Genomic DNA, 21,190 nt, shown 5'->3' with positions numbered 1-21,190 from the left:
CGAAGATGGAATCACTGATCTTACTTGATTACGTCACCATGCGGCATATTTGGTGGCTCTTACTTGGCGTATTGCTGGTAGGTTTTGCCATTATGGATGGTGCCGACTTAGGAATCGCCATGCTTTTACCGTTGGTTGCTAAAACCGATGCAGAGCGTCGCGTGCTTTATAACGTGATCGGCCCTGTGTGGGAGGGCAACCAAGTATGGCTCATCGTTGCAGGTGGCGTCGTTTTTGCTGCGTGGCCTTTGCTATACGCGTTGTCTTTTTCCGGCTTTTATTTAGCCATGATGCTGCTCTTGGTTGCATTGATTGTGCGTCCAGTCGCCATTAAATACCGCAGCAAAATTGAAAGCGTGGCATGGCGCCGAAATTGGGATGCCATTTGGTGTGCTTCGGGTGTAGTCAGTGCCTTGGTGTTTGGGGTGGCCGTGGGCAACGTGATGTTAGGGGTTCCTTTTTACTTCGAGTCCGATACGCTGCGTCCCATTTATGAAGGCAGTTTCTTCGCGTTATTTCAACCTTTTGCCCTCCTAAGCGGTGTACTCAGTATTTTGCTTATGCTCATGCAAGGTGGGGTGGTTTTAAGTTGGAAAACAGAAGGTGAAGTAGCACGTTTAGCCACGCGATGGGCGCGTTATGCAGGGCTTGCCGCTATTGCAGTGTTTGTATTAGGTGGTGTGTGGATTGCTTCCTCTGTCACCGGTTACAGCCTTAATACTGGCATTATCGATGGCAACGCGGTGTCTAATCCCTTACTAACGGTGAAAGAAGTCACCTTACAAAGCGGTGGCTGGATGCAAAACTACAAGTTGGCTCCGGCAACATGGATAGCTCCAGTTGTAGGGATAGTAGGTGCCCTAGGGGCTATAGCGCTGGTAGGTGGCGGCCGTTTGTTAGCCGTTATTATGTCCTCACTCAGCATTGCGGGGGTGATCTTCACCTTCGGGTTTTCCACCTATCCGTTTTTATTACCTTCATCCACACAGCCCGCTTCGAGCTTAACGCTCTTTGATGCCTCAGCCAGTCATTGGACGTTGTGGGTCATGCTGTTAGTCACGATGGTGTTCTTGCCTTTGATTATTGCGTATACCTCATGGGTTTACCGCATTATGCGCGGCAAGGTAACACCGGAGTCGGTGGAAACCGCTCCGCATTCTTATTAAGGAGGCAGGCTATGTGGTATTTTTCTTGGATTCTAGGTTTAGGTTTAGCGTGTGCTTTTTCTATTTTGAATGCGATGTGGTTCGAGCTACGCGTCGTTAACAAAAGAGAACGAGACGCATTGACTAAACCCTAACCCACTCATCTGTGTGTATGTCTAAAACTCAATCTACATCGAAAGCCGCGGTGCAACGCCGTTGGCTTTCAGGGGTGGGGCGCCAAGCACCTACAGCCATGTTCTGGGCTGTATGCGCGCCACTTCTAGATGGGGCTTTTATGATCATACAGGCTTGGTTCTTGGCCAACACCTTGGACCAAGCCATTCGTCTTTCTATCGAGCCAGCGCAATTGCTCGGCGCAATGGCAACCATTGCTGGCTTAATTATTTTACGTGCCAGTATTAACTGGTCTGGCGAGCAAGCCGCTAGCCATGCAGCAGAAACCATCAAGTTGCAGATCCGTCGTCAGCTTTTTGCGTTAACGCTAGCCAAAGGCCCCGCGTGGTCAAAGCAACACCCGATCGGTACCTTGACGGTGAGCTTAATCGATCAGGTACAAGCGCTTGATGGTTATTTGCAGCGTTATTTACCTGCCGTCATTAGTGCGGTGATTCTTCCTTTTGCGATTGCATTGGTTGTGTTGCCAGTGGATTGGGTAGTGGCGGCTCTGTTTTTAGTTACGGCACCATTAATTCCCTTATTTATGGCATTAATTGGAATGCGAGCCGAGGCCGCTAACCAAAAGCATCAACGCGTGCTCAGCCGTTTATCTGGGGTTTTTTCAGATCGAATTCGTGGGTTGTTTACCTTGGCTTTATTAGGGCGCACCACAGACGAAGTGCGATCGGTGCGTTCAGCCAGTGTGGCGTTGAGCCAAACCACCATGAAAGTGCTGCGTATTGCTTTTCTTTCCTCGGCTGTGCTTGAGCTCTTTGCGGCGTTAGGGGTAGCTGGGGTTGCGGTGTATATCGGTCTTAGTTATCTCGGCATGTTGGGCAGCCACTTTACGGGCTTCAGTTTGCATCATGGGCTTTTTTGTTTGCTGTTGGCTCCCGAAGTTTATAATCCACTGCGCAAAATGGCGGCAAGCTATCACGACCGGGCCACTGCAAAGGTAGCGGTTGATGAGCTCCATCAACTGTATGAACAGCTTCCTCAGTTAAGCAACGATTTACCTACCCCTTCAAGGTCTGCCGTGGTTCAGTTTCACGAGACGGGTGCGCAGCCCCTGCTCCAAGTAGAGCAGTTACAACTCAAGTCGCCCACCGGCGTCCCTTTACTTCACGCCACTGACTTTAGTTTGGATCGTGGGCAACACGTTGCCCTTATGGGGGCGAGTGGCTTAGGAAAAACCACGTTTTTAGAAGCCTTAATTGGCTTGCGCCCGCAAGTCCAAGGGCGGATACAGTTTAGCTGTGCTGCCACCGAGGTGGCCCTCATTGGCCCACAGCCTTTTATTGGGCTCGGTACCATTGCTGATTTTTTACGACGGGCACGACCCGATGCCACCGATGCGCAGTTATGGTGGGCCCTAGAGCAAGCTCAGGCGTTGCCGTTTGTGCGCCCTTTGCCAAAGGGCCTAGCTACCCAGATTGGCACCCGAGGCCATGGCTTATCTGGCGGTCAAGTGCATCGTCTTGCCTTGGCGCGTTTATTTTTAACTGACCCTGCTGTGATTTTATTAGATGAGCCTACTGCTCATTTAGACAGCACGACGCGTGATCAGGTGTTAGCTGCAATTTTAGGTTTTGCTCAACATCGCTGCCTCATCATTGCTACCCATGATGCCGAGGTAGCAGCGCAGTTAGGTCAAGTGTGGTTTATGGAAAACCAACAGTTACTGCAGCGAGACGTCTTATGAAGCTATGGTGGCAGCTAGCGGGTCCTTGGGTGCGAGGTCATTGGCGTCTTGTGCTGCTCGCCTTGTGTTTGGTTTTATCTACTGTCTTTGCTGGCATTGGCTTATTGTCAGTAGCAGGATGGTTTTTAACGGGTGCTTTTCTTGCGGGCGGCACATTAAGCTTTAATTTATTTGCCCCTTCCGCCTTAGTACGGGGGTTGTCCATGTGGCGAATTGCGTCTCGGTATGCCGAGCGCATCGTGGGGCATCACGTCACCCTCGATCTCCAAGCTGAAATTCGTACTCAAAGCTTTGCACATCTTGCTAGTCTAAAGCCGGCGCAACTCGCCCAATACCGTGATGGCGATTTAATAACACGTTTAATTAATGACATTGAACGCTTAGATAGCTTTTTCTTGTTATTGGTGGCGCCCGCCTTTACGGCCCTGGTTTCTGGCGTGGTGTTCAGTGTGCTGATGGGAGTGGCGTTACCTGTCTTAGGCTGGGTGTTGTTAGTGGTGCTGTGTTTGGCTGCTGGAGTCTTACCGTATTGGGTCGCCAGACGTACTGCTCAAGTCGGCGAGGCCGTTCAGCTAGCCCAGGCAGAGCTACGCGCCTGGACCCACGATGCACTAAGCGCACACACTGATTTATTGGTATTTACGGTGACCCATCAGGCTCAGCAGCAGTTCGAGCAGGCCGCCCAACAGTTGGCTCAAGCGCAAAAGCGGCTAACTGCCGCAACCAGTTTGGGGAATTGGCTACAGCAAGTCGTGATAGGGGCACTGGTGTTAGCGCTACTGTGGCTAGGTGCAACCGCTCACAGTCAACACTCTTTATCTGCCCCTATTTGGGTTGGGTTGTTATTGGGTGCGATGGGCTTATTTGAAGTCATCGCCCCTATTATGCGTGGGGCGGCAGGGTTGGGCGCAGTTCATGCTGCTGCTGCTCGTCTACAAGAGATCAATGCCTCCACATCGTTGCCAGCGGAGTCTACCGTCGTTCATTATTCCGCTCTGCCCGAGCAAGGAACGCTACAGTTAGTCCATGTCAGTCTAAGCTATGACTCGGCAGCAACGGTGTTGGAAGGCATTGATTTGGTGGTGCCACAAGGGCAGCGTATTAGTATCGAAGGGCTCAGTGGTAGTGGGAAAACCACATTGTTATTAGCAATTATGCACATTTACCCGCTTGATACGGGTCGTATTGAGTATGGCGGTGTCGATTTAGCGCAGGTAGACCCAACAACGCTTTATCAACGCTTTGCGTTGTTATCCCAACACTCCGCGGTCTTTATGGGTACAGTGCGCCACAATTTATTGCTTGGCGACCCCCATGCCTCTGACGAAGCGCTCTGGGAGGTGCTCAAACAAGTCCGTTTAGACGAACAAGTAGCGCAGCTTGGCGGCCTAGATACTTGGCTAGGAGAAGGCGGTAATACTCTATCCACTGGGCAGGTACGCCGTCTCAGCCTCGCACGCACCTTGCTCACACCTGCTTCAGTTTGGTTGCTGGATGAACCAACAGCGGGTCTAGACAAAACCACCGCAGAGGCGTGGTTAAAAGACTTGCATCATTTGGCTAAAAACCGTACCGTTATTATGGTCACGCATGCTCAGATTCCAGCCGGAGTCGTGCAACATCGTTATCAACTTCTCAATGGTCGTTTAACACGTTACGCCTAGTGCATAGACGCACTTAACAACGATTGTGTAAACTTATAGGTTTGCCGCAGGTGCATGGGGCACTTGGGCTTTTTTTGTGGTTGTTACTTTTGTTATGCATACTGATCCAGCTGATTATATTCGTCAAACCATACGTAGCGTGCCAAATTGGCCCAACCCTGGGGTGACGTTTCGCGACATCACGCCTGTATTACAAGATCCGCAAGCATTTAGAGTCTTAATTGATCTTTTTGTTTATCGCTACATGCAGCAACGTTTGGATTTGGTAGCAGGGATCGATGCACGTGGTTTTATTGTTGGTTCTGTGCTGGCTTACGAGCTTAATTTGGGTTTCATCCCGGTACGTAAAAAAGGCAAGCTTCCTTTTAAAACTGTTGCAGAAGACTACTCACTCGAGTACGGTAATGCCTCTGTGGAAATTCATACTGACTCTGTACGACCTGGGCAACGCGTCTTATTAATTGATGACCTTATTGCTACGGGCGGGACGATGGTCGCAGCATCGCGCTTATTACAGCGCTTAGGGGCAAATACCGTCGAGGCAGCAGCCATTATTGATTTGCCTGACTTAGGTGGGTCGCAGGCGGTACGCGACACAGGGCTATCAGTATTTACCGCTTGTACTTTTCACGAGGACGACCCAGGGAATCAATCGCTTTAGTCCTAATCCAACAAAGCAGCTTTTAAGCTGCTTTCTTTTTCTTCATTGGATGTGTGTTATGTGGTATTTCGTCATGGCTTTTATTGCGGGCGCCGGAATGGCAACGCAAGCCGCCATTAATTCTCAGCTTGGCAAAGCCCTTTTTGCTCAGCCCATTTATGCTGCTTTTTGGTCTTTTGTCACGGGCACTTTGCTGTTGTTATGCATGTCAGCGATCATGGGTCGCGGGCAGTTCATTCAGGCATTGGGTCAAATCCCACAGCAACCTTGGTGGTACTTAACGGGGGGTGTAATTGGTGCGGGTTTAGTATTTACCAGCATTTTTTTAGCACCAAAGCTAGGCGTAGCCAACATGCTTTTTTTCATGGTGTTGGGGCAAATTATTTGTGGTTTGTTAATTGACCACTTTGGTCTTTTGCACATGCCTGTGCGAGAAATAAGCTGGAATAAGATCGTAGGGCTCCTCATTATGATTGCCGGGCTCAGCGTATTTGTGTTTGGCAAACGCTAACTGTCATTGAATCACAATCCATTTTTTTTATTTAAATCAATGTTTTAGTTATCAGCTAAAACGAAAGACGTATTGTATGCAGATTTATCAGAGCCTCACATTCAGGGCCTTATTGTTTCCTTTGGCCTTTGCCCTGTTTGAGGCAGCTGTCTATATAGGTAATGACTTAGTTCAACCCGCCATGTTGGCGGTCACACAAGAGTTCGGCGTGGGAGCAGAATGGACGCCAACCTCTATGTCCGCTTATATGTTGGGCGGTGCGTTATTGGCCGTTTTTTGGGGGCCTATTTCTGATCAGTTAGGGCGGCGCCGTGTTTTTTTAAGCGGTGCGTTATTTTTTGTTGTGGGATGTGTGGCAATTATTTTCACGCAGACGATCGAGCAATTTTTACTGTGGCGCTTTTTGCAAGGCACGGCATTAACCTTAATTACCGCAGTAGGGCTTGCGGCTATTCAAGAGGCCTATTCCGAGGGCCATGCCGTGCGTGTGACGGCGATGATCGCTAACATCACCTTATTGGCCCCGCTATTAGGGCCTATTCTAGGCGCGCTGTTAATTGAGCATGTATCGTGGCATTGGGGCTTCATTGGCATTGCGGCCTTAGCGGGTTTGGCATGGCTAGGGTTATGGCGTTATATGCCTGAAACCTTAACTGCCCAAGAGCGCACTCCAAAAAACATCAAGCAGGTAATTATCGATTATCGGTCGGTGCTCAGTTGCCGACGTTTTATCATTTTTGCCATGTCGGGGCCGTTGTTAGCGTTGCCTGTCATGCTGTGGATTGCCTTATCGCCGGTGTTCTTAGTCCAGGACTTAGGGCTAAGCAATATAGACTATGCCCTTAGTCAAATTCCTGTACTGGGTGGCCTCATCTTAGGAAACGTGGTGGTGGCTCGATGGGTAGAGCGCATGCCGTTGGGTAAGACGGTTTTAATTGGATTTCCTTTTGTGTTGTGCGGATGGCTTAGCCTTTTAATGGGTATTGTCTTTAGTCATCACCTTGCTTTTGCATTGATTTTTGGCATGAGCTTAATTGCCTTTGGCGAGGGGTTGAGCTTTGCGGTCATGTATCGCTTTGCCTTGATGTCCTCCCCAGTCAGCAAAGGCACGGTGGCGGCGGCTATTGCCACGCTAGGCATGGTGTTTTATGCCGTTCTCATTGAGGTCACACGTCACTTGTATCAGGCATGGGGGCTAAGTGCATTGGTCTTTATGACGGCATTAAGCTTAGTGATTTTTATTCGGTACTCCTTACCGTTAGTAAAACAACTTATGCAAGAAAGAGCGCGCAACTAAAAAACGCCTGCAGTAACAAGGAACTGCCCCCAACAGGTTGGACAGGTATCCAAGTCGTTGGGGGCAGTGTTGTTTTGGAGCCGGAGGCGTTGTGTTTAGCCGTGCAAAATTAATAACTAAAGCAGCACACGCTCTATACCGCCCTGGTTAGCTTTTTGTACATAATCAGGCATCCAGTTTTCCCCCAAAATATGCTTAGCCATTTCCACCACAATGTAATCAGGCTCGACTTGGGTATCGTCTTGGTAGCGAGATAACCCTTGTAGGCAAGACGGACACGAGGTCAGCATTTTTACTGTGCCACTAAACCCATCAGCAGCAAGCGTTTGCTGATTTTTTTGTAACTCTTCGAGTTTACGGAACCGAATTTGCGTAGAAATATCAGGGCGTGATACGGCTAAGGTACCGGATTCCCCGCAGCAGCGGTCAGACTTGATGGTGGTCTCACCCACTAGGGATTTGACCGTACGCATGGGGTCTTGGAGTTTCATAGGGGTGTGGCAGGGGTCGTGGTACATATAACGTACCCCAGTACTGTTTTCTAACGTAATGCCTTTTTCAAGTAAGAACTCGTGAATATCAATTAAGCGACAACCTGGGAAGATTTTTTCAAACTCGTAGCCTGCGAGTTGGTCATAACAGGTACCACAGCTAACGACTACGGTTTTAATATCTAAGTAATTGAGGGTGGTTGCCATCCGATGGAAAAGAACGCGGTTGTCGGTAATCATTTGCTCGGCTTTTTCAAACTCGCCGTTCCCTCGTTGTGGATAGCCACAGCATAAATAGCTAGGGGGTAATACCGTTTGCACACCCGCATGCCAAAGCATGGCTTGAGTCGCTAGCCCTACCTGAGAAAACAAACGCTCAGAACCACAACCGGGGAAATAAAACACGGCTTCGGAGTCGGTGTGCGTGTGTTTAGGGTCTCGAATAATAGGCACGTAATTGGAGTCTTCGATATCTAATAGCTTGCGGGCGGTTTGTTTGGGTAAACCGCCTGGCATTTTCTTGTTCACAAAGTGAATGACTTGCTCTCGGATAGGAGCCTTGCCTACGGTTGCCGGGGGATGCTGCGTTTGTTGACGTGCGGGCACAGCAAGCACATCATGAGCTAAACGTTGCGCCTTATAGCCGATCTCCATGACTTTGCGCGAAGCATTGATCACTTTAGGGGATTTAGCATTCAAGAAAAACATGGCCGCCGTGGTACCGGGGTTGGCAGACTTTTTACCCATGCGGCGTAATAGATGACGCATTTCCATGGATACATCACCAAAATCAATATCCACGGGGCAGGGGTTGTAGCACTTGTGGCACACCGTACAGTGATCGCCAACGTCTTCGAATTCCTCCCAATGCTTAAGACTAATACCACGTCGTGTTTGCTCTTCGTAAAGAAAGGCTTCGATTAACAATGACGTAGCTAAAATTTTATTGCGAGGCGAGTACAGAAGATTGGCGCGTGGTACGTGGGTTGCGCACACCGGTTTACACTTACCACAGCGTAAACAGTCTTTAATAGCATGGGAAATAGCGCCAATTTCACTACGCTGCATGATTAAGGACTCGTGGCCCAATAAATTAAAACTAGGGGTCCACGCCTGGCTGAGATCAGCACCCGGCATCAGTTTGCCTGCATTAAAGCGACCTTCGGGGTCGATACGACGCTTGTAGTCTTGGAAGGGCTGCAGTTCTTCGGCAGTGAGGTATTCAAACTTGGTCAGGCCAATACCGTGTTCGCCAGAAATAACGCCATCTAAGCGACGGGCAATTTGCATAATGCGGGCCACGGTTTCATTGGCCTCTTGCAGCATTTCATAATCGTCAGAGTTAACGGGCAAGTTAGTATGGACGTTGCCATCGCCGGCGTGCATGTGCAGGGCTACAAAAACACGGCTGCGTAAAATACGATCGTGAATGGCTTGAATTTCAGCCAAGATAGCGGTACATGGAGCCCCAGAAAAATGGTTTTCCATCGCCGCACGAATCTCATTTTTCCACGAGGTGCGTAAGGTATGGTCTTGGAGTAGCTCGAGGACCGTGACATTGGGTTGTGCTGCAAGGCGCTCATCCAGCGGAGTGAGCGCTTGAATGCCCAGTTGCTTAAGGGTGTGGGTTTCACTTTTAACGGGGGCGTCAAGATGGTGTAAGAGCCAGCTCCAGCGCTGCCGTACCTGTTGTAGGGTAGCCAACGCGTCTTGACGGCGCTCTTCGAGAACCTCGGCACGAGTGTGATCCGCATCGTCGTGGTCGGTGATTTTACCTATAGGTAAATCCCCTTTTAGGAAGTGCTCCAGCGCATCGACCAAGCGCAATTTATTGCGTGTAGAGAGTTCAATATTAATGCGTTCAATTTCGTCTGTGTATTCGCCCATACGATGCAAGGGGATCACGACGTCTTCGTTAATTTTAAAGGCGTTCGTATGGCGTGCGATAGCGGCCGTACGTGCGCGGTCAAGCCAGAAGCGTTTACGGGCCTCGGCACTGACTGCCACAAAGCCTTCGCCATGACGAGTATTAGCAAGACGGATGACTTCGCTGGCCGCTTTGGCCACGGCGTTTTCATCGTCACCCACAATATCGCCAATAAGAACCATCTTGGGTAAGCCGCTGCGTTTGCTTTTGGTGGCATAGCCAACCGCACGTAAATAGCGCTCGTCTAAATGTTCAAGACCCGCTAAGACTGCCCCCATGGCCTGACCCGTGGTGTCGAGGTAGTTTTTGATTTCTACAATGGAGGGCACGGCATGGCGTGCCGAGCCGAAGAACTCTAGGCACACGGTACGGGTATGCTCGGGCATACGGTGTAAAACCCAGCGTGCCGCCGTAATAATGCCGTCACAGCCTTCTTTTTGTACCCCTGGCAAGCCGGCTAAGAACTTGTCGGTTACGTCTTTACCTAAACCGACTTTTCTGAAACGTTGGCCTTCGATCACCAAGGTATCTTGCCGTAGTAGTTGAGCCCCCGGCGCAAACGCACCGTCGTACCAACGCAAATCAAACACGGCCTCGTCGACCTCGTGGATTTTGCCAAGGCTGTGATTGATGCGTGTGACCTCGAGCCAGTTGCCATCGGGGTCGACCATACGCCACCAGCTAAGGTTATCTAAGGCTGTGCCCCAAAGGACGGCCTTTTTACCGCCCGCATTCATGGCGACGTTGCCACCAACACAGGAGGCATCAGCAGATGTAGGATCGACAGCAAACACATGCCCTGCGGCTTGGGCTGCCTCGTCGACACGGCGGGTGACCACACCTGCCCCTGTCAAGATGGTATGGGTGGGTTCGGTTAGTCCAGGCAGTTGAATCGCCTCGACGGGGCCGATTGCATCGAGTTTTTCAGTGTTGATCACGACTGATCGTGGGCTGAGAGGAATAGCGCCGCCTGTGTAGCCAGTACCACCCCCACGCGGGATGATGGTGAGCTTGAGCTCGATACAAGCACGCACTAGGGCGGCAATTTCGTCTTCGGTGTCAGGGGTTAAGACCACGAAGGGGTATTCGACGCGCCAGTCGGTTGCATCCGTCACATGTGAAACGCGGGATAGACCATCAAATTTAATATTGTGTTTAGCGGTAATCGGGGTAAGTCGTTTTAAGACCTGTTGGCGTAGATCGCGCACCTCGTGAAACTCACGCTCAAAATCGGTCACAGCTTGGCGTGCTGCAGCTAAGAGCGTAAGAACTTTTTGGTCGCGATCGGGCACATCGGTATCACGACGTGCGTTAATTTCATTTAAACGGTGCGATAGCGCATCAGTGAGTTGTTGCTGTCGTTTTGGGTTAGCAAGTAAGTCGTCTTGCAGGTATGGGTTGCGTCGTACCACCCAAATATCGCCTAGTACTTCGAATAACATCCGAGCGGAGCGGCCGGTACGGCGTTCTGAGCGGAGCTCGGAGAGCTTTTCCCATGCCTCGGTGCCCAGCAATCGCAGCACAATTTCTCTGTCAGAGTAAGAGGTATAGTTATAGGGAATTTCGCGAAGGCGACTGGTTAAGTCGGGTGCGTTCGCGGCTAGAAATTGGCTGGCGACCGGAGCATTCATAGTAGATAGACTAAAGCGTTTAGTATGTATTCAATACGGAACGCTTTAGTTTAAATCATTCGCGTCAGCAAGGTGTGTGCTGATTGTAGTTTTTATGTGGATTTAGCGAAAAAGCGTTAATTCCAGCCTAAATAAGGCAACAGCCACAAGATGGCAGAGGTCATGAGGCTATAGCGTAAAAACTTACCTATTGCCATATAAAACACACTGGGCCAAAACGAAAGGCGCATCCAGCCGGCCAAGGCACACAGCGGGTCGCCAACCAAGGGCAACCATGACAAGAGCAACGCTTTTGGGCCTAAACGGTGCAACCACAGCGTCACCGTTTTATGCCAGCGCCCGCCTGCTTTTTGACTGTAATTACCTTGGTCAGACGATTCGTTAGGGTGAGCTTTACGCCACGTGATATAGGTTTTGGCTGCACCCAAACCCATCCAGTAGCTAATTGCGCCGCCAATGGTGTTGCCGATTGTAGCCACCACAACCGCGTACCAAAAGTGAGTGGGCTCTAGAGCCACATAGGCTAAAACGGCGGGCTCAGAACCAAGTGGTAATAAGGTCGCTGAAACTAAGCTAATAATAAAAATGGCACTGAGACCGATCTTAGGCAAAGCCCACATCTCGAGTAACCACATAACGGTGTCATGCGTCCAAGCTTCCATAAATGTCCTGATTTGATAGCGATTAATTGCGTAGTGTGACGCCTATTTGTCTTGGGGGTATGGTATTCTTTTTGATTTTACTGCGTCAGATTTTGTGAAGTAATCAGCCCATTATGTCCAACGACTATCTAAAACGAACCCTCACATCTAAAGTATATGATGTGGTCTCTGAGACCCCTCTTGAGCTTGCTGCTTTAGCCTCTGCCAAACTGAATAACCGTATTCTACTCAAACGTGAAGACCAATTGGCGGTATTTAGTTTTAAGTTACGTGGCGCTTACAACAAAATGGCGCAGCTCACCCAAGAGGAATTAGCACGGGGTGTGATAGCAGCGTCGGCAGGCAACCATGCCCAAGGGGTGGCTTTTTCTGCACGTCGTTTAGGAACTCGGGCTGTGATTGTCATGCCTACCACCACGCCACAGCTTAAAGTAGAAGCCGTGCGCAATTTGGGCGGAGAAGTCGTGCTGGCTGGGGAAAGCTATTCGGATGCGTATGAACACGCATTGGTCTTAATGCAAGAGCAGGGCTTAACGTTTGTGCACCCGTTTGATGACCCCGATGTCATTGCCGGGCAAGGGACGGTAGGCATGGAAATTCTGCATCAGCATCCTGGGCCTATCCATGCCATTTTTGTACCGATTGGTGGTGGTGGCCTCATTGCGGGGGTGGCCGCTTATATAAAACAACTGCGTCCAGAAATAAAAATCATTGGGGTACAAACCGAAGACTCCGCCGCAATGCAACGCAGTGTCAAGGCAAAACGTCGCTTGGCATTAAATGATGTGGGCCTATTTTCCGACGGCACCGCCGTTAAACAAGTGGGGTCAGAAACCTTTAAACTCACCCAAAAATACGCCGATGATTTTATATTGGTGGATACGGATGCCATTTGTGCTGCCATTAAAGATGTCTTCCAAGACACGCGTAGTGTTTTAGAGCCAGCCGGTGCCCTGGCAATGGCAGGTGCAAAAAAATATATTCGAGAACACAAGCTTAATGGTGAAACGGTAATTGCGGTCACCTCAGGCGCTAACATGAATTTTGATCGGTTACGTTTTGTGGCCGAACGGGCCGATGTGGGACTAGACCGCGAAGCCCTCTTTGCCATTACCCTAGCAGAAAAACACGGGAGTTTTTTACGCCTATGCGAAGCCCTAGGTGATCGCTCTGTGACCGAGTTTAATTATCGTATCTCTGACCCAGACACAGCCCATGTATTTGTTGGGCTCCAAACGCAGTCAGCTGACGAGGTAGACAAGCTCGAGCAGCATTTTGTGGCTAAAGGTTTTCCCACATTAAATCTAACCCATAATGAAATGGCAAAAACGCATTTGCGCTACATGGTGGGGGGGAAATCCGATTTAGCTCAGCACGAGGTCTTATATCGTTTCGAGTTTCCAGAACGTCCCGGAGCCTTGCGCCGTTTCCTTAGCAGTATGAACCCCGAGTGGAATATCAGCCTGTTTCATTACCGCAATCAGGGTGACGATTACGGGCGCATTTTGGTCGGTATTCAGGTGCCACCCGCTGATAAAAAAGCCTTTAAAGTCTTTTTAAGTGAGTTGGGCTATCCGTATTGGAATGAAACGGATAACCCAGTCTACAAGCTATTTTTATAGTTCTTGTTTTCCTCAAATAAAAGCCACCCTTAAGGTGGCTTTTTTCTATTTGGCAAAAAGTGAGTCTAACGAGTGGAATGCTTTAAATTCGAGCGCATTGCCAGAGGGATCTAAAAAGAACATGGTGGCTTGTTCGCCAGGCTGGCCTTTAAAGCGAATATAGGGCTCAATCACGAATTCGGTACCGTCGTCTTTAAGACGCTGAGCCAGAGCCTCCCACGTGGGCATATCAAGCACCACCCCAAAGTGCCGCACGGGCACATTGTGTTCGTCCACATCGCTGGTGGCAACAGGCGTGCATTCTTCGGGGGCTAAATGGGCAACGATTTGGTGACCAAATAAATTAAAATCAATCCATTGGTCAGAGGAACGCCCCTCGGGGCAACCCATTTTTTGTCCATAAAAAGCACGGGCCTCGTCAAGATCGCGCACGGGAAAGGCCAAGTGAAAAGGACGAATAGGGGTGTGGTCAGCCATGAGCTTGTACTCCAGAGTAAACGGTTATAAGTGTTATCCAGTCATAATAGCCTTAACTGCTGTGAATGCGAACTCTATCGACTGGAAAATGAATACTGAATGTACTGCCTGCTGCATAGCGGCTTTTAATTTCCAGCTCGGCTTGATGCCTAGAGACTACGTGGCGGGTGATGGCCAAACCTAATCCTGTACCGCCCGTAGCACGTGAGCGCCCTTTATCTGCACGATAAAACCGCTCTGTCAGTCGCGGTATGTCTTGGGGCGCAATGCCGATGCCTGTGTCTTGAACAGAAAAAGTAGCCGTGCCATCGTTATTAATGAACCAACTTGTCGTAATCGTGCCGTCTTTGGGGGTGTAACGCACCGCATTCGTCAGCAAGTTGCTAATCGCAGAGCTTAATTCTGTTTCTGAACCCTCGATCCAGAGGGTGTCATCTAAGGCGGTGACAAAGACGTGCTGACCTTCTGAAAGCGCGTGGGCACGTGTTAAGGCTTGTTCAATCAGGTGTGTCACAGCAATAGCGCTTTGGTCAGCGGTAGGAGATGACTCTAAAGTAGAAAGGGTAAGCAAATCCGCCACAATGGCTTGCATATGTTGCGCTTGCTCAATCATCATTTGTTCATAGCGGGCCCGTTGCTCTATGCCTAACGAGTCCGCAGGCATGTCTTGGAGTGTTTCCAAAAAACCCAACAATACCGTCAAAGGCGTGCGCAGCTCGTGCGAGACATTAGCCACAAAGTCTTTGCGCGTGGTTTCCAGTTTTTCCATTTGCGTAATATCACGTGAAACCAGCAAAAACTGCCCCAAACCGTAGGGGGTCAGGTGGAGGGCTAGGGTTTTTTCCTCGCCCCCTTGGTGAGTATGTAGCGTCAGGCTGTGATCCCAATCGCGGCCTTGGGCATAGTGGGCAAACTCGGGTGAGCGCACAATATTAAAAATGCTTTGTTGACGGTCAGTGGCTAAGTTCAAGCCCAAGTGCTGGCTGGCAGACTTATTGCACCATTGCACATGCAGCTCGTTATTCAATGTCACTGCGCCATCAGGCAGAGCTTCTGCGGCCATCATCATGCTTTCTATGTGCCGGTTCTGATCGTGGATAGAAAGGCGGTTTTGTTTTAGTTTTCGATAAATGGGGGCCAAAATATCATCCCAAGGTCCGACCGAGGGGGGCGGTGGGGCGTCTAAATTAGTCACCCAACGCTGAATTTTTTGTAATTGAAATGCCCCAATTAGAACCAAGAGCAGCAAACCTAATGCAAACAGACCCCAACCGGTCGCTGGGCCTAGCCACCATCCAATTGCGGCAGACAAAACGGCCCAAAAAAAAAGGGTGCTGAGGGTTTTGCTCATGATGGAAGGTTATTTGGTTAGGTTATCAGGAAGAGAGGCCGCAAATCGGTAGCCTGCACCACGTACCGTTTCTATGTGTGCGTCGTGCTGGGTAGGCTCTAGGGCTTTACGTAAACGACGTATATGCACATCTACCGTACGTTCCTCTACGAACACATGGTCTCCCCAGACCTTATCGAGAAGCTGGGCTCTAGAAAATACGCGTTCCGTGTGAGTCATAAAAAAATGCAATAATCTAAACTCGGTTGGGCCTATAGTAAGAGTTTTTTCTGCCCCCGTCACCCGATGCGTTGTTGGGTCTAAACGTAAGCTTCCTATCTCGATAAGGTCATCGGTAAGCTGGGGGGCACGACGACGTAATACAGCTTTAATTCGGGCTAAAAGCTCTTTGGGCGAGAACGGTTTGGTAATGTAATCGTCCGCACCGGCTTCTAAGCCTTCAATTTTATCGGCCTCAGCGCCTTTTGCGGTTAACATAATCACAGGGACCTGACGTGTGCGTTCATCGGAGCGAAGTTTTTTGGCTAAAGTAATGCCCGAGGCCCCTGGCAGCATCCAATCAAGTAAAATAAGGTCAGGCAGTTCAGCTCGAATCAAGGTCTGGGCTTGTTCGGCGTCATAAGCGCGTAATACCTTATGACCAGCAAACGACAAGTTCACGGCTATCAGCTCTTGGATAGCTGGCTCATCTTCGATTACAAGAATAGTCGTGCTCATAGTGTGAAATACGTCTCGTAGTTAAATAGATAACTTCATAATATGGCGCTAATGTTTCAGGTTTGTGAAAACAACCCAGTAAATAGTGTGTTATTTGCTTTTTTTACATGGGTTTTCCCCGTTATTTACGGTACGATTACGACATCATGGAAAATAAAACATCCCCAACTCAATCTACGGAAACTACCCACTTTGGTTTCCAAACCGTGGCCGAAACAGAAAAAGCCGCTAAGGTCGCCGAGGTTTTTCACTCGGTTGCACAACGTTATGACGTCATGAACGACCTGATGTCGGCTGGGCTGCATCGTATCTGGAAGTCATTCACCATAGGGCGTGCTGCGGTGCGTCCGGGCATGAAGGTACTGGATATTGCTGGCGGTACCGGCGACTTATCTAAAGCCTTTGCCCGCAAGGCAGGCCCTACGGGTCAAGTCTGGCTTACTGATATTAACAGTTCTATGTTGGGTGTCGGTCGCGACCGTCTATTAGATCAGGGTATCTTGACGCCAGTAGCGGTGTGTGATGCTGAGTTTCTACCGTTTCCATCGAATTATTTTGATCGTGTGAGTGTGGCCTTTGGGTTACGTAACATGACACACAAAGATCAAGCCTTAGCGGAAATGCGTAGAGTGTTAAAACCTGGCGGCAAGCTCTTAGTGCTTGAGTTTTCCCAGGTTGCCAAGCCTCTAGCGCCGCTATACGACTGGTATTCATTTAATGTCTTGCCAAAGATAGGGAAAGTCGTAGCCCAAGACGAAGACAGCTATCGGTATTTGGCCGAATCCATCCGTATGCATCCCGACCAAGCTAGCTTAGCCACCTTAATGCAGGAAGTCGGTTTTGAGCGCGTGCAATACTTCAACTTAACTGCTGGCGTGTGTGCTTTACACGAAGGCATAAAACTCGCTTAAGTCGATGCAGTAGAAAAGCCTGGTGAACCAGGCTTTTTTTAATTCTGCTATTTATTGAGGGTCTCAGAAGGGGACTCTTCGTAGCGCTCTTTGTACCACGCACTAAATCGACCTAAATGGTTAAAGCCCCAGGACGTAGCTATTTCTGTCACTGTAGCAGTGGGCGAGGCATGCAGTAACGCATGGCGTACCGCTTGCAGCCGAGCTTGACGTATGTAGAGCTGAGGGCTGAGGTTGAGTTGTTCTCTAAAGGCCTGAGTCATACTACGCACACTGGAGTCGCAGGCGGCAGCAATTTGACTGAGACTGAGATCTGCTTTTAGGTTGGCATGGATATAACGTCTGGCCAAGCGCAGTCGCCTTGAACCGCTTATCGCGTTAGGCGCGTGAAAATAATGAGAAAAATTATTCGGCTGCGTCAGTAATAGATGTTGTAGCAACGAAGACTCATGGCTTTTCAGCCATTGAGCCGGAGGCTGACTACAGGTGGATAGGTACGTCAGCAATGCATTCACTTGATATTTCCACGCCATGCCATGAGCCTGACTCAGATCAAATTCAGGATGAAACTCTATTTTTTCTTCGGGCGTGGTATCTAAGAGGGCGCTACAGGCGTCGACTAAACGCTCTGCTGGAATCTTAATTAAAAACTGCTCACAGTCTTCTTCCCAATCTAAACGCACGTTTAGCTCGGGGGAAATAATGGTGCCGGTGGAATAATTGGCATGAATTTGGTGATTGCCTACCCCAATACGTGACTGACCACGAATGGGCACCTGAAATAAATAAAAATCGTGCAACGCACCCGGTGCGACATGAACCGCTGCGCCGTAACGCAACATTAAAAAAGAAAGCTCTCCGACGGTAGTACACCGCAAGGCCGAGTTAACTGTGCCTGTTTGCCAAGTTAGCCGATGCTCTTTTAGAAATTCGGTGGTTTCTGTTTTAGTCATATGCGGATCAGATGACTCAAAAACCGGAGGCAACGCATACAAATTTTGCAATCCATGCATAAGCCATGAGGTCATAAAGCGTGTCTCCAACTATTTACCTAAAGTGGATAGGTCGTGCCCATTATGGCTAGTTAGGGCAGGATGTCTTACTTATGATTGTTTTATATATGAAGTATTTTAGATAAAAATTAAAGCAAAAAAAAAGAATCTGAGTGTAAAACCCTCGGGGTTTTTACTTAACTAAAGGAGACAGCAATGAAAAAGACCGCTATAGCCGTTTTGCTGGGCTTAGGAGGATTGACCTGTCATGCAGCGATGGCAGAGGAGTTAAAAATAGGTTTGCTTTCTACATTTTCAGGTCCTGGTGCTGCTTTAGGAAATGAAATTAAAGATGGCTTTGAGCTGGCTGTTTTACAAAGTAATCACCAACTAGGTGGCATAAAGACCACCTTGCTTATTGCAGACGACCAACAAAAACCCGATGAAGGGCGTCAAGCAGCAGAGCGATTATTAAAGCGCGACAAAGTGGACATCATGACAGGCATGGTGTTTTCAAATGTGCTGTTGCCAGTTATGCCGCGGATTTTAGGTAATGACACCATTTATCTATCCACTAATACGGGTCCGGCGGACTTTGCTGGAGAGAAGTGTCACCCTAACTTTTTTACTGTCTCGTGGCAAAACGAAGATATCCCCGCTGCAATGGGTAAGTCCATGAGCGAGGCCAATTATAAAAAGGTCTTTGTCATTGCCCCCAACTATCCAGGCGGTCGTGAAACCATTGATGGGTTCAAGCGTGAATACACAGGAGAGCTTGCTGACGAAACCTATGTGAAGTTGGGGCAGTTGGATTTCGCCACCGAGATCGCACAGATCCGAGCCTCTGGCGCCGATGCTGTATTTTTCTTTTTACCGGGAGGAATGGGGGTTAGCTTCATTAAGCAATTAGTGAGTTCAGGCTTAAATCAGCAAATCGCTATTTACACACCGGGTTTTTCGGCCGATCAGGACACCATACGGGCGGTAGGAGAGCCTATGGTAGGAATGCGTAATGCCGCGCAATGGTCTGCTGATTTGGACAATGAAGCCAATAAACAATTTGTAGAGGCTTTCCAAAAACAATATGGCCGTATCCCTTCGATGTATGCGGCCCAAGGTTACGATGCGGCGCGCTTATTAGGAGCCGCAGTCCAAAATTTAAAGGGTGACCTTAGCGATAAAGACAAGTTAAGAGCAGAGCTTAAAAAGGCGGAGTTTGACTCGGTAAGAGGCGATTTTGCATTTAACACCAATAATTACCCCATTCAAAATTACTATATGCGCGAAGTATATAAAGATAGCGATGGTGAAATTAAAAACAAAACGCTAGGTTTAGTCTTTAGTGATTACAAAGATCATTACTACAAAAACTGCAGTATGTAAGGAGGCAAAAATGATTGCAACACAAGACATAGCAAATATGGTTCGAGACGAAAGCGTACATAAACGTCTCTATACTGACCCCGCTATTTTCAAAATGGAAATGGAACGCATTTACGGCACTATTTGGGTGTATGTCGGTCATGAAAGCCAAGTACCTAATGTCGGAGACTACATTACGACTACCCTCGGGACCCAGGACGTCATTATGGTGCGAGGCAGTGACAAGCAAGTTCATGTGCTCTATAACCGTTGTCCTCATAAAGGGGCCCAAGTGGTAGCCAAAGGTTGTGGTAATGCGGGGAAATTTTTCCGCTGTCCTTATCATGCTTGGACGTTTAAGTTAGATGGCGCACATTTGGCAGCTCCTATGCGAGCCGGCTTTGAGGGAACGTGCTTTGATCCCAAACACCCTGATTTTTCTATGCGTCGTTTAGCCCGAGTGGATAATTACCGAGGTTTTGTGTTTGCAAGCCAAGCCGCCGAGGGTGAGAGCTTAGCGGATTTTCTAGGTGGTGTTTTAAGCTCCATTGATAATTTATGCGACCGTTCCCCCGTGGGCGAGGTAGAGGTAGTGCGTGGCAGTTTTAAAGTACGTCAGCCCTCGAACTGGAAAGTGTTCTACGAGAACTTGCACGATACGATGCATGCCGTAGTGACGCATGAGTCCTCACATGCTGCTGCTAAAGAACAAGCCACCAAAGAGGGGCACATGCCGTTAGAGTTACACATTATGGCGGGGAATGGCGAGCCGTATACTTTCTGGGAACAGTTAGATCTTTACGCATTTGATAACGGCCATGGTTACATGGAAGGTATTTTTGATCCTGGCTCTATCGAGTCTGATCCCGTCTCTAAACGTCACTATGAACTTTTAAGCGAGGCGTATGGCGCAGAGCGTGCTTTGGCTATCTTAAGTGAAAATCGCCACAACACGGTCTTGTATGGCAGTGGCTCACCTCATACTGTTTTCCAACAGTTTCGTGTTATTCGCCCTGTGGCAGTCGATGAAACCGAAGTAGAGATTCAGTTGTTCCGCCTAAAAGGTGCCCCCGAAGAACTGTTTCATCGAGGCTTAATGTACGCCAATCTCATTAACTCTCCTTCTTCTAATGTCATGCCAGATGATGTGGAGCTCTATGGTCGTTGCCAGCAAGGGAATCTGACCGATGGTGGAGATTGGATCAGCATGCACCGCTATCACGGTACCGATGAAGCCATTGAGGGGGGGTATAAAGCCGTAAATGGCACCAGCGAACTTCCCGTTCGAAATTTATACCGCGCTTGGAAAAAATACATGCTAAATGCTGCTTGAGGAATAACCATGCTTTTTGATATAGATTTTGATGTCAGCATAGACAACTTACGCCCCGTGGCGTTTAACCTAGAACAACTAGAGCAAGTTAAGCAATTTCTTTACGCTGAGGCGCGTTATTTGGATCAACGCCAATGGGAGCAATGGCTAGACTTATGGACAGAAGACGGCATGTATTGGGCGCCTCATTCTTTTGAGCAAACAAGCCCGTACGATCATATTTCCCTATTCTGGGAAAACAAAATGCTGCGTGAGCTGCGTATGAAGCGTTTGGAAAATGCCAGAAATTGGTCGCAACAACCACCTACGCGTTCTTCACGCTTAATCAGCAATGTGTCTGTGTTGGGTCAGGACTCCCACGGCTATTTAGTGATTCAGGCGGCGTTTCAAGTGATTGAGTGGCGCAAAGGAGAACAGCGTGTTTTGGGCGGGTCCTACATTTACAAGCTAAAAACCCATCAAGACACATGGCAGATTTATCTAAAGCAGGTCAACTTAGTCGATCGTGAAGATGTACACAGCAACTTAGAAGTCCATCTATAAGTATCAAGGAAGTC

At 48.9% G+C, this 21,190-nt stretch carries 18 protein-coding genes; 12 read left to right on the top strand and 6 right to left on the bottom strand.

Translation table 11 applies throughout. From position 1 onward, the window contains the following. Positions 1-5 precede the first annotated feature (5 nt). From cydB to GGR41_RS06090, 7 genes are all read left to right on the top strand, one after another. Positions 6-1,166, top strand: a complete 1,161-nt coding sequence (gene cydB / locus GGR41_RS06120; protein ID WP_167661079.1) for a cytochrome d ubiquinol oxidase subunit II — start codon at positions 6-8, stop codon at positions 1,164-1,166. An 11-nt stretch (positions 1,167-1,177) separates the two neighbouring features. Continuing rightward, the gene (gene cydX / locus GGR41_RS06115; RefSeq protein WP_077734399.1) at positions 1,178-1,300 is read left to right on the top strand and encodes a cytochrome bd-I oxidase subunit CydX; all 123 of its coding nucleotides are present in this window, start codon (positions 1,178-1,180) and stop codon (positions 1,298-1,300) included. A gap of 17 nt (positions 1,301-1,317) precedes the next feature. Further along, positions 1,318-3,024, top strand: a complete 1,707-nt coding sequence (gene cydD, locus GGR41_RS06110) for a thiol reductant ABC exporter subunit CydD (RefSeq protein ID WP_229711040.1) — start codon at positions 1,318-1,320, stop codon at positions 3,022-3,024. Continuing rightward, the gene (gene cydC / locus GGR41_RS06105; RefSeq protein ID WP_167661078.1) at positions 3,021-4,688 is read left to right on the top strand and encodes a thiol reductant ABC exporter subunit CydC; all 1,668 of its coding nucleotides are present in this window, start codon (positions 3,021-3,023) and stop codon (positions 4,686-4,688) included. Before cydD ends, cydC begins: the two co-directional genes overlap by 4 nt. Positions 4,689-4,782: 94 nt before the next feature. Further along, a complete protein-coding gene (locus GGR41_RS06100; RefSeq protein ID WP_077734401.1) occupies positions 4,783-5,349 on the top strand; it encodes an adenine phosphoribosyltransferase in 567 nt (188 codons plus the stop codon). 58 nt (positions 5,350-5,407) lie between these two features. Next, positions 5,408-5,860 carry a DMT family transporter gene (locus GGR41_RS06095; RefSeq protein WP_209279759.1) on the top strand — a complete coding sequence of 151 codons (453 nt, stop codon included), beginning with the start codon at positions 5,408-5,410 and terminating at the stop codon, positions 5,858-5,860. A gap of 76 nt (positions 5,861-5,936) precedes the next feature. Next, positions 5,937-7,157 carry an MFS transporter gene (locus GGR41_RS06090; RefSeq protein ID WP_167661076.1) on the top strand — a complete coding sequence of 407 codons (1,221 nt, stop codon included), beginning with the start codon at positions 5,937-5,939 and terminating at the stop codon, positions 7,155-7,157. A gap of 116 nt (positions 7,158-7,273) precedes the next feature. Here GGR41_RS06090 and GGR41_RS06085 read toward each other — a convergent pair whose 3' ends face one another. Together GGR41_RS06085 and GGR41_RS06080 are read right to left on the bottom strand one after the other, a co-directional pair. Then, positions 7,274-11,206 carry a DUF3683 domain-containing protein gene (locus GGR41_RS06085; RefSeq protein WP_167661075.1) on the bottom strand — a complete coding sequence of 1,311 codons (3,933 nt, stop codon included), beginning with the start codon at positions 11,204-11,206 and terminating at the stop codon, positions 7,274-7,276. Between the two features lie 116 nt (positions 11,207-11,322). Continuing rightward, positions 11,323-11,868, bottom strand: a complete 546-nt coding sequence (locus GGR41_RS06080; protein WP_167661074.1) for a YqaA family protein — start codon at positions 11,866-11,868, stop codon at positions 11,323-11,325. Between the two features lie 113 nt (positions 11,869-11,981). Between GGR41_RS06080 and ilvA the strand changes: the two genes are divergently transcribed. After that, positions 11,982-13,490 (top strand): threonine ammonia-lyase, biosynthetic, encoded by a 1,509-nt coding sequence (gene ilvA, locus GGR41_RS06075; protein WP_167661073.1) that lies wholly within the window; start codon positions 11,982-11,984, stop codon positions 13,488-13,490. A gap of 45 nt (positions 13,491-13,535) precedes the next feature. Here ilvA and GGR41_RS06070 read toward each other — a convergent pair whose 3' ends face one another. From GGR41_RS06070 to phoB, 3 genes are read right to left on the bottom strand one after another with little or no spacing between them, the layout of a single operon-like run. Then, positions 13,536-13,967, bottom strand: coding sequence for a VOC family protein (locus GGR41_RS06070; protein WP_077734403.1), 432 nt, complete (start codon positions 13,965-13,967; stop codon positions 13,536-13,538). A gap of 52 nt (positions 13,968-14,019) precedes the next feature. Next, the gene (gene phoR / locus GGR41_RS06065; RefSeq protein WP_167661072.1) at positions 14,020-15,318 is read right to left on the bottom strand and encodes a phosphate regulon sensor histidine kinase PhoR; all 1,299 of its coding nucleotides are present in this window, start codon (positions 15,316-15,318) and stop codon (positions 14,020-14,022) included. Positions 15,319-15,327: 9 nt separating this feature from the next. After that, entirely contained in the window at positions 15,328-16,035 is a 708-nt protein-coding gene (phoB, locus tag GGR41_RS06060; RefSeq protein WP_167661071.1) for a phosphate regulon transcriptional regulator PhoB, read from the bottom strand. 146 nt (positions 16,036-16,181) lie between these two features. On the opposite strand from phoB, the gene ubiE reads away from it, so the two are divergent. Next, a complete protein-coding gene (gene ubiE, locus GGR41_RS06055; protein WP_167661274.1) occupies positions 16,182-16,946 on the top strand; it encodes a bifunctional demethylmenaquinone methyltransferase/2-methoxy-6-polyprenyl-1,4-benzoquinol methylase UbiE in 765 nt (254 codons plus the stop codon). Between the two features lie 47 nt (positions 16,947-16,993). Here ubiE and GGR41_RS06050 read toward each other — a convergent pair whose 3' ends face one another. Next, entirely contained in the window at positions 16,994-17,974 is a 981-nt protein-coding gene (locus GGR41_RS06050) for an AraC family transcriptional regulator (protein ID WP_077734404.1), read from the bottom strand. A gap of 180 nt (positions 17,975-18,154) precedes the next feature. Here GGR41_RS06050 and GGR41_RS06045 point away from each other — a divergent pair, with 180 nt between their 5' ends. From GGR41_RS06045 to GGR41_RS06035, 3 genes are read left to right on the top strand one after another with little or no spacing between them, the layout of a single operon-like run. Further along, complete coding sequence (locus tag GGR41_RS06045) at positions 18,155-19,321, top strand: ABC transporter substrate-binding protein (protein ID WP_167661070.1); 1,167 nt, start codon at positions 18,155-18,157, stop codon at positions 19,319-19,321. Between the two features lie 10 nt (positions 19,322-19,331). Then, positions 19,332-20,633, top strand: coding sequence for an aromatic ring-hydroxylating dioxygenase subunit alpha (locus GGR41_RS06040; RefSeq protein WP_167661069.1), 1,302 nt, complete (start codon positions 19,332-19,334; stop codon positions 20,631-20,633). Between the two features lie 9 nt (positions 20,634-20,642). Continuing rightward, a complete protein-coding gene (locus GGR41_RS06035) occupies positions 20,643-21,176 on the top strand; it encodes an aromatic-ring-hydroxylating dioxygenase subunit beta (protein WP_167661068.1) in 534 nt (177 codons plus the stop codon). The last annotated feature ends 14 nt before the right edge of the window (positions 21,177-21,190 follow it).

Origin of the sequence: Paenalcaligenes hominis (assembly GCF_011927625.1) — a bacterium.
GTDB classification, from domain to species: domain Bacteria; phylum Pseudomonadota; class Gammaproteobacteria; order Burkholderiales; family Burkholderiaceae_B; genus Paenalcaligenes; species Paenalcaligenes hominis.
The sequence above is the reverse complement of the archived record's forward strand: the minus strand, read 5'-3'. Positions and strand labels throughout refer to the sequence as shown.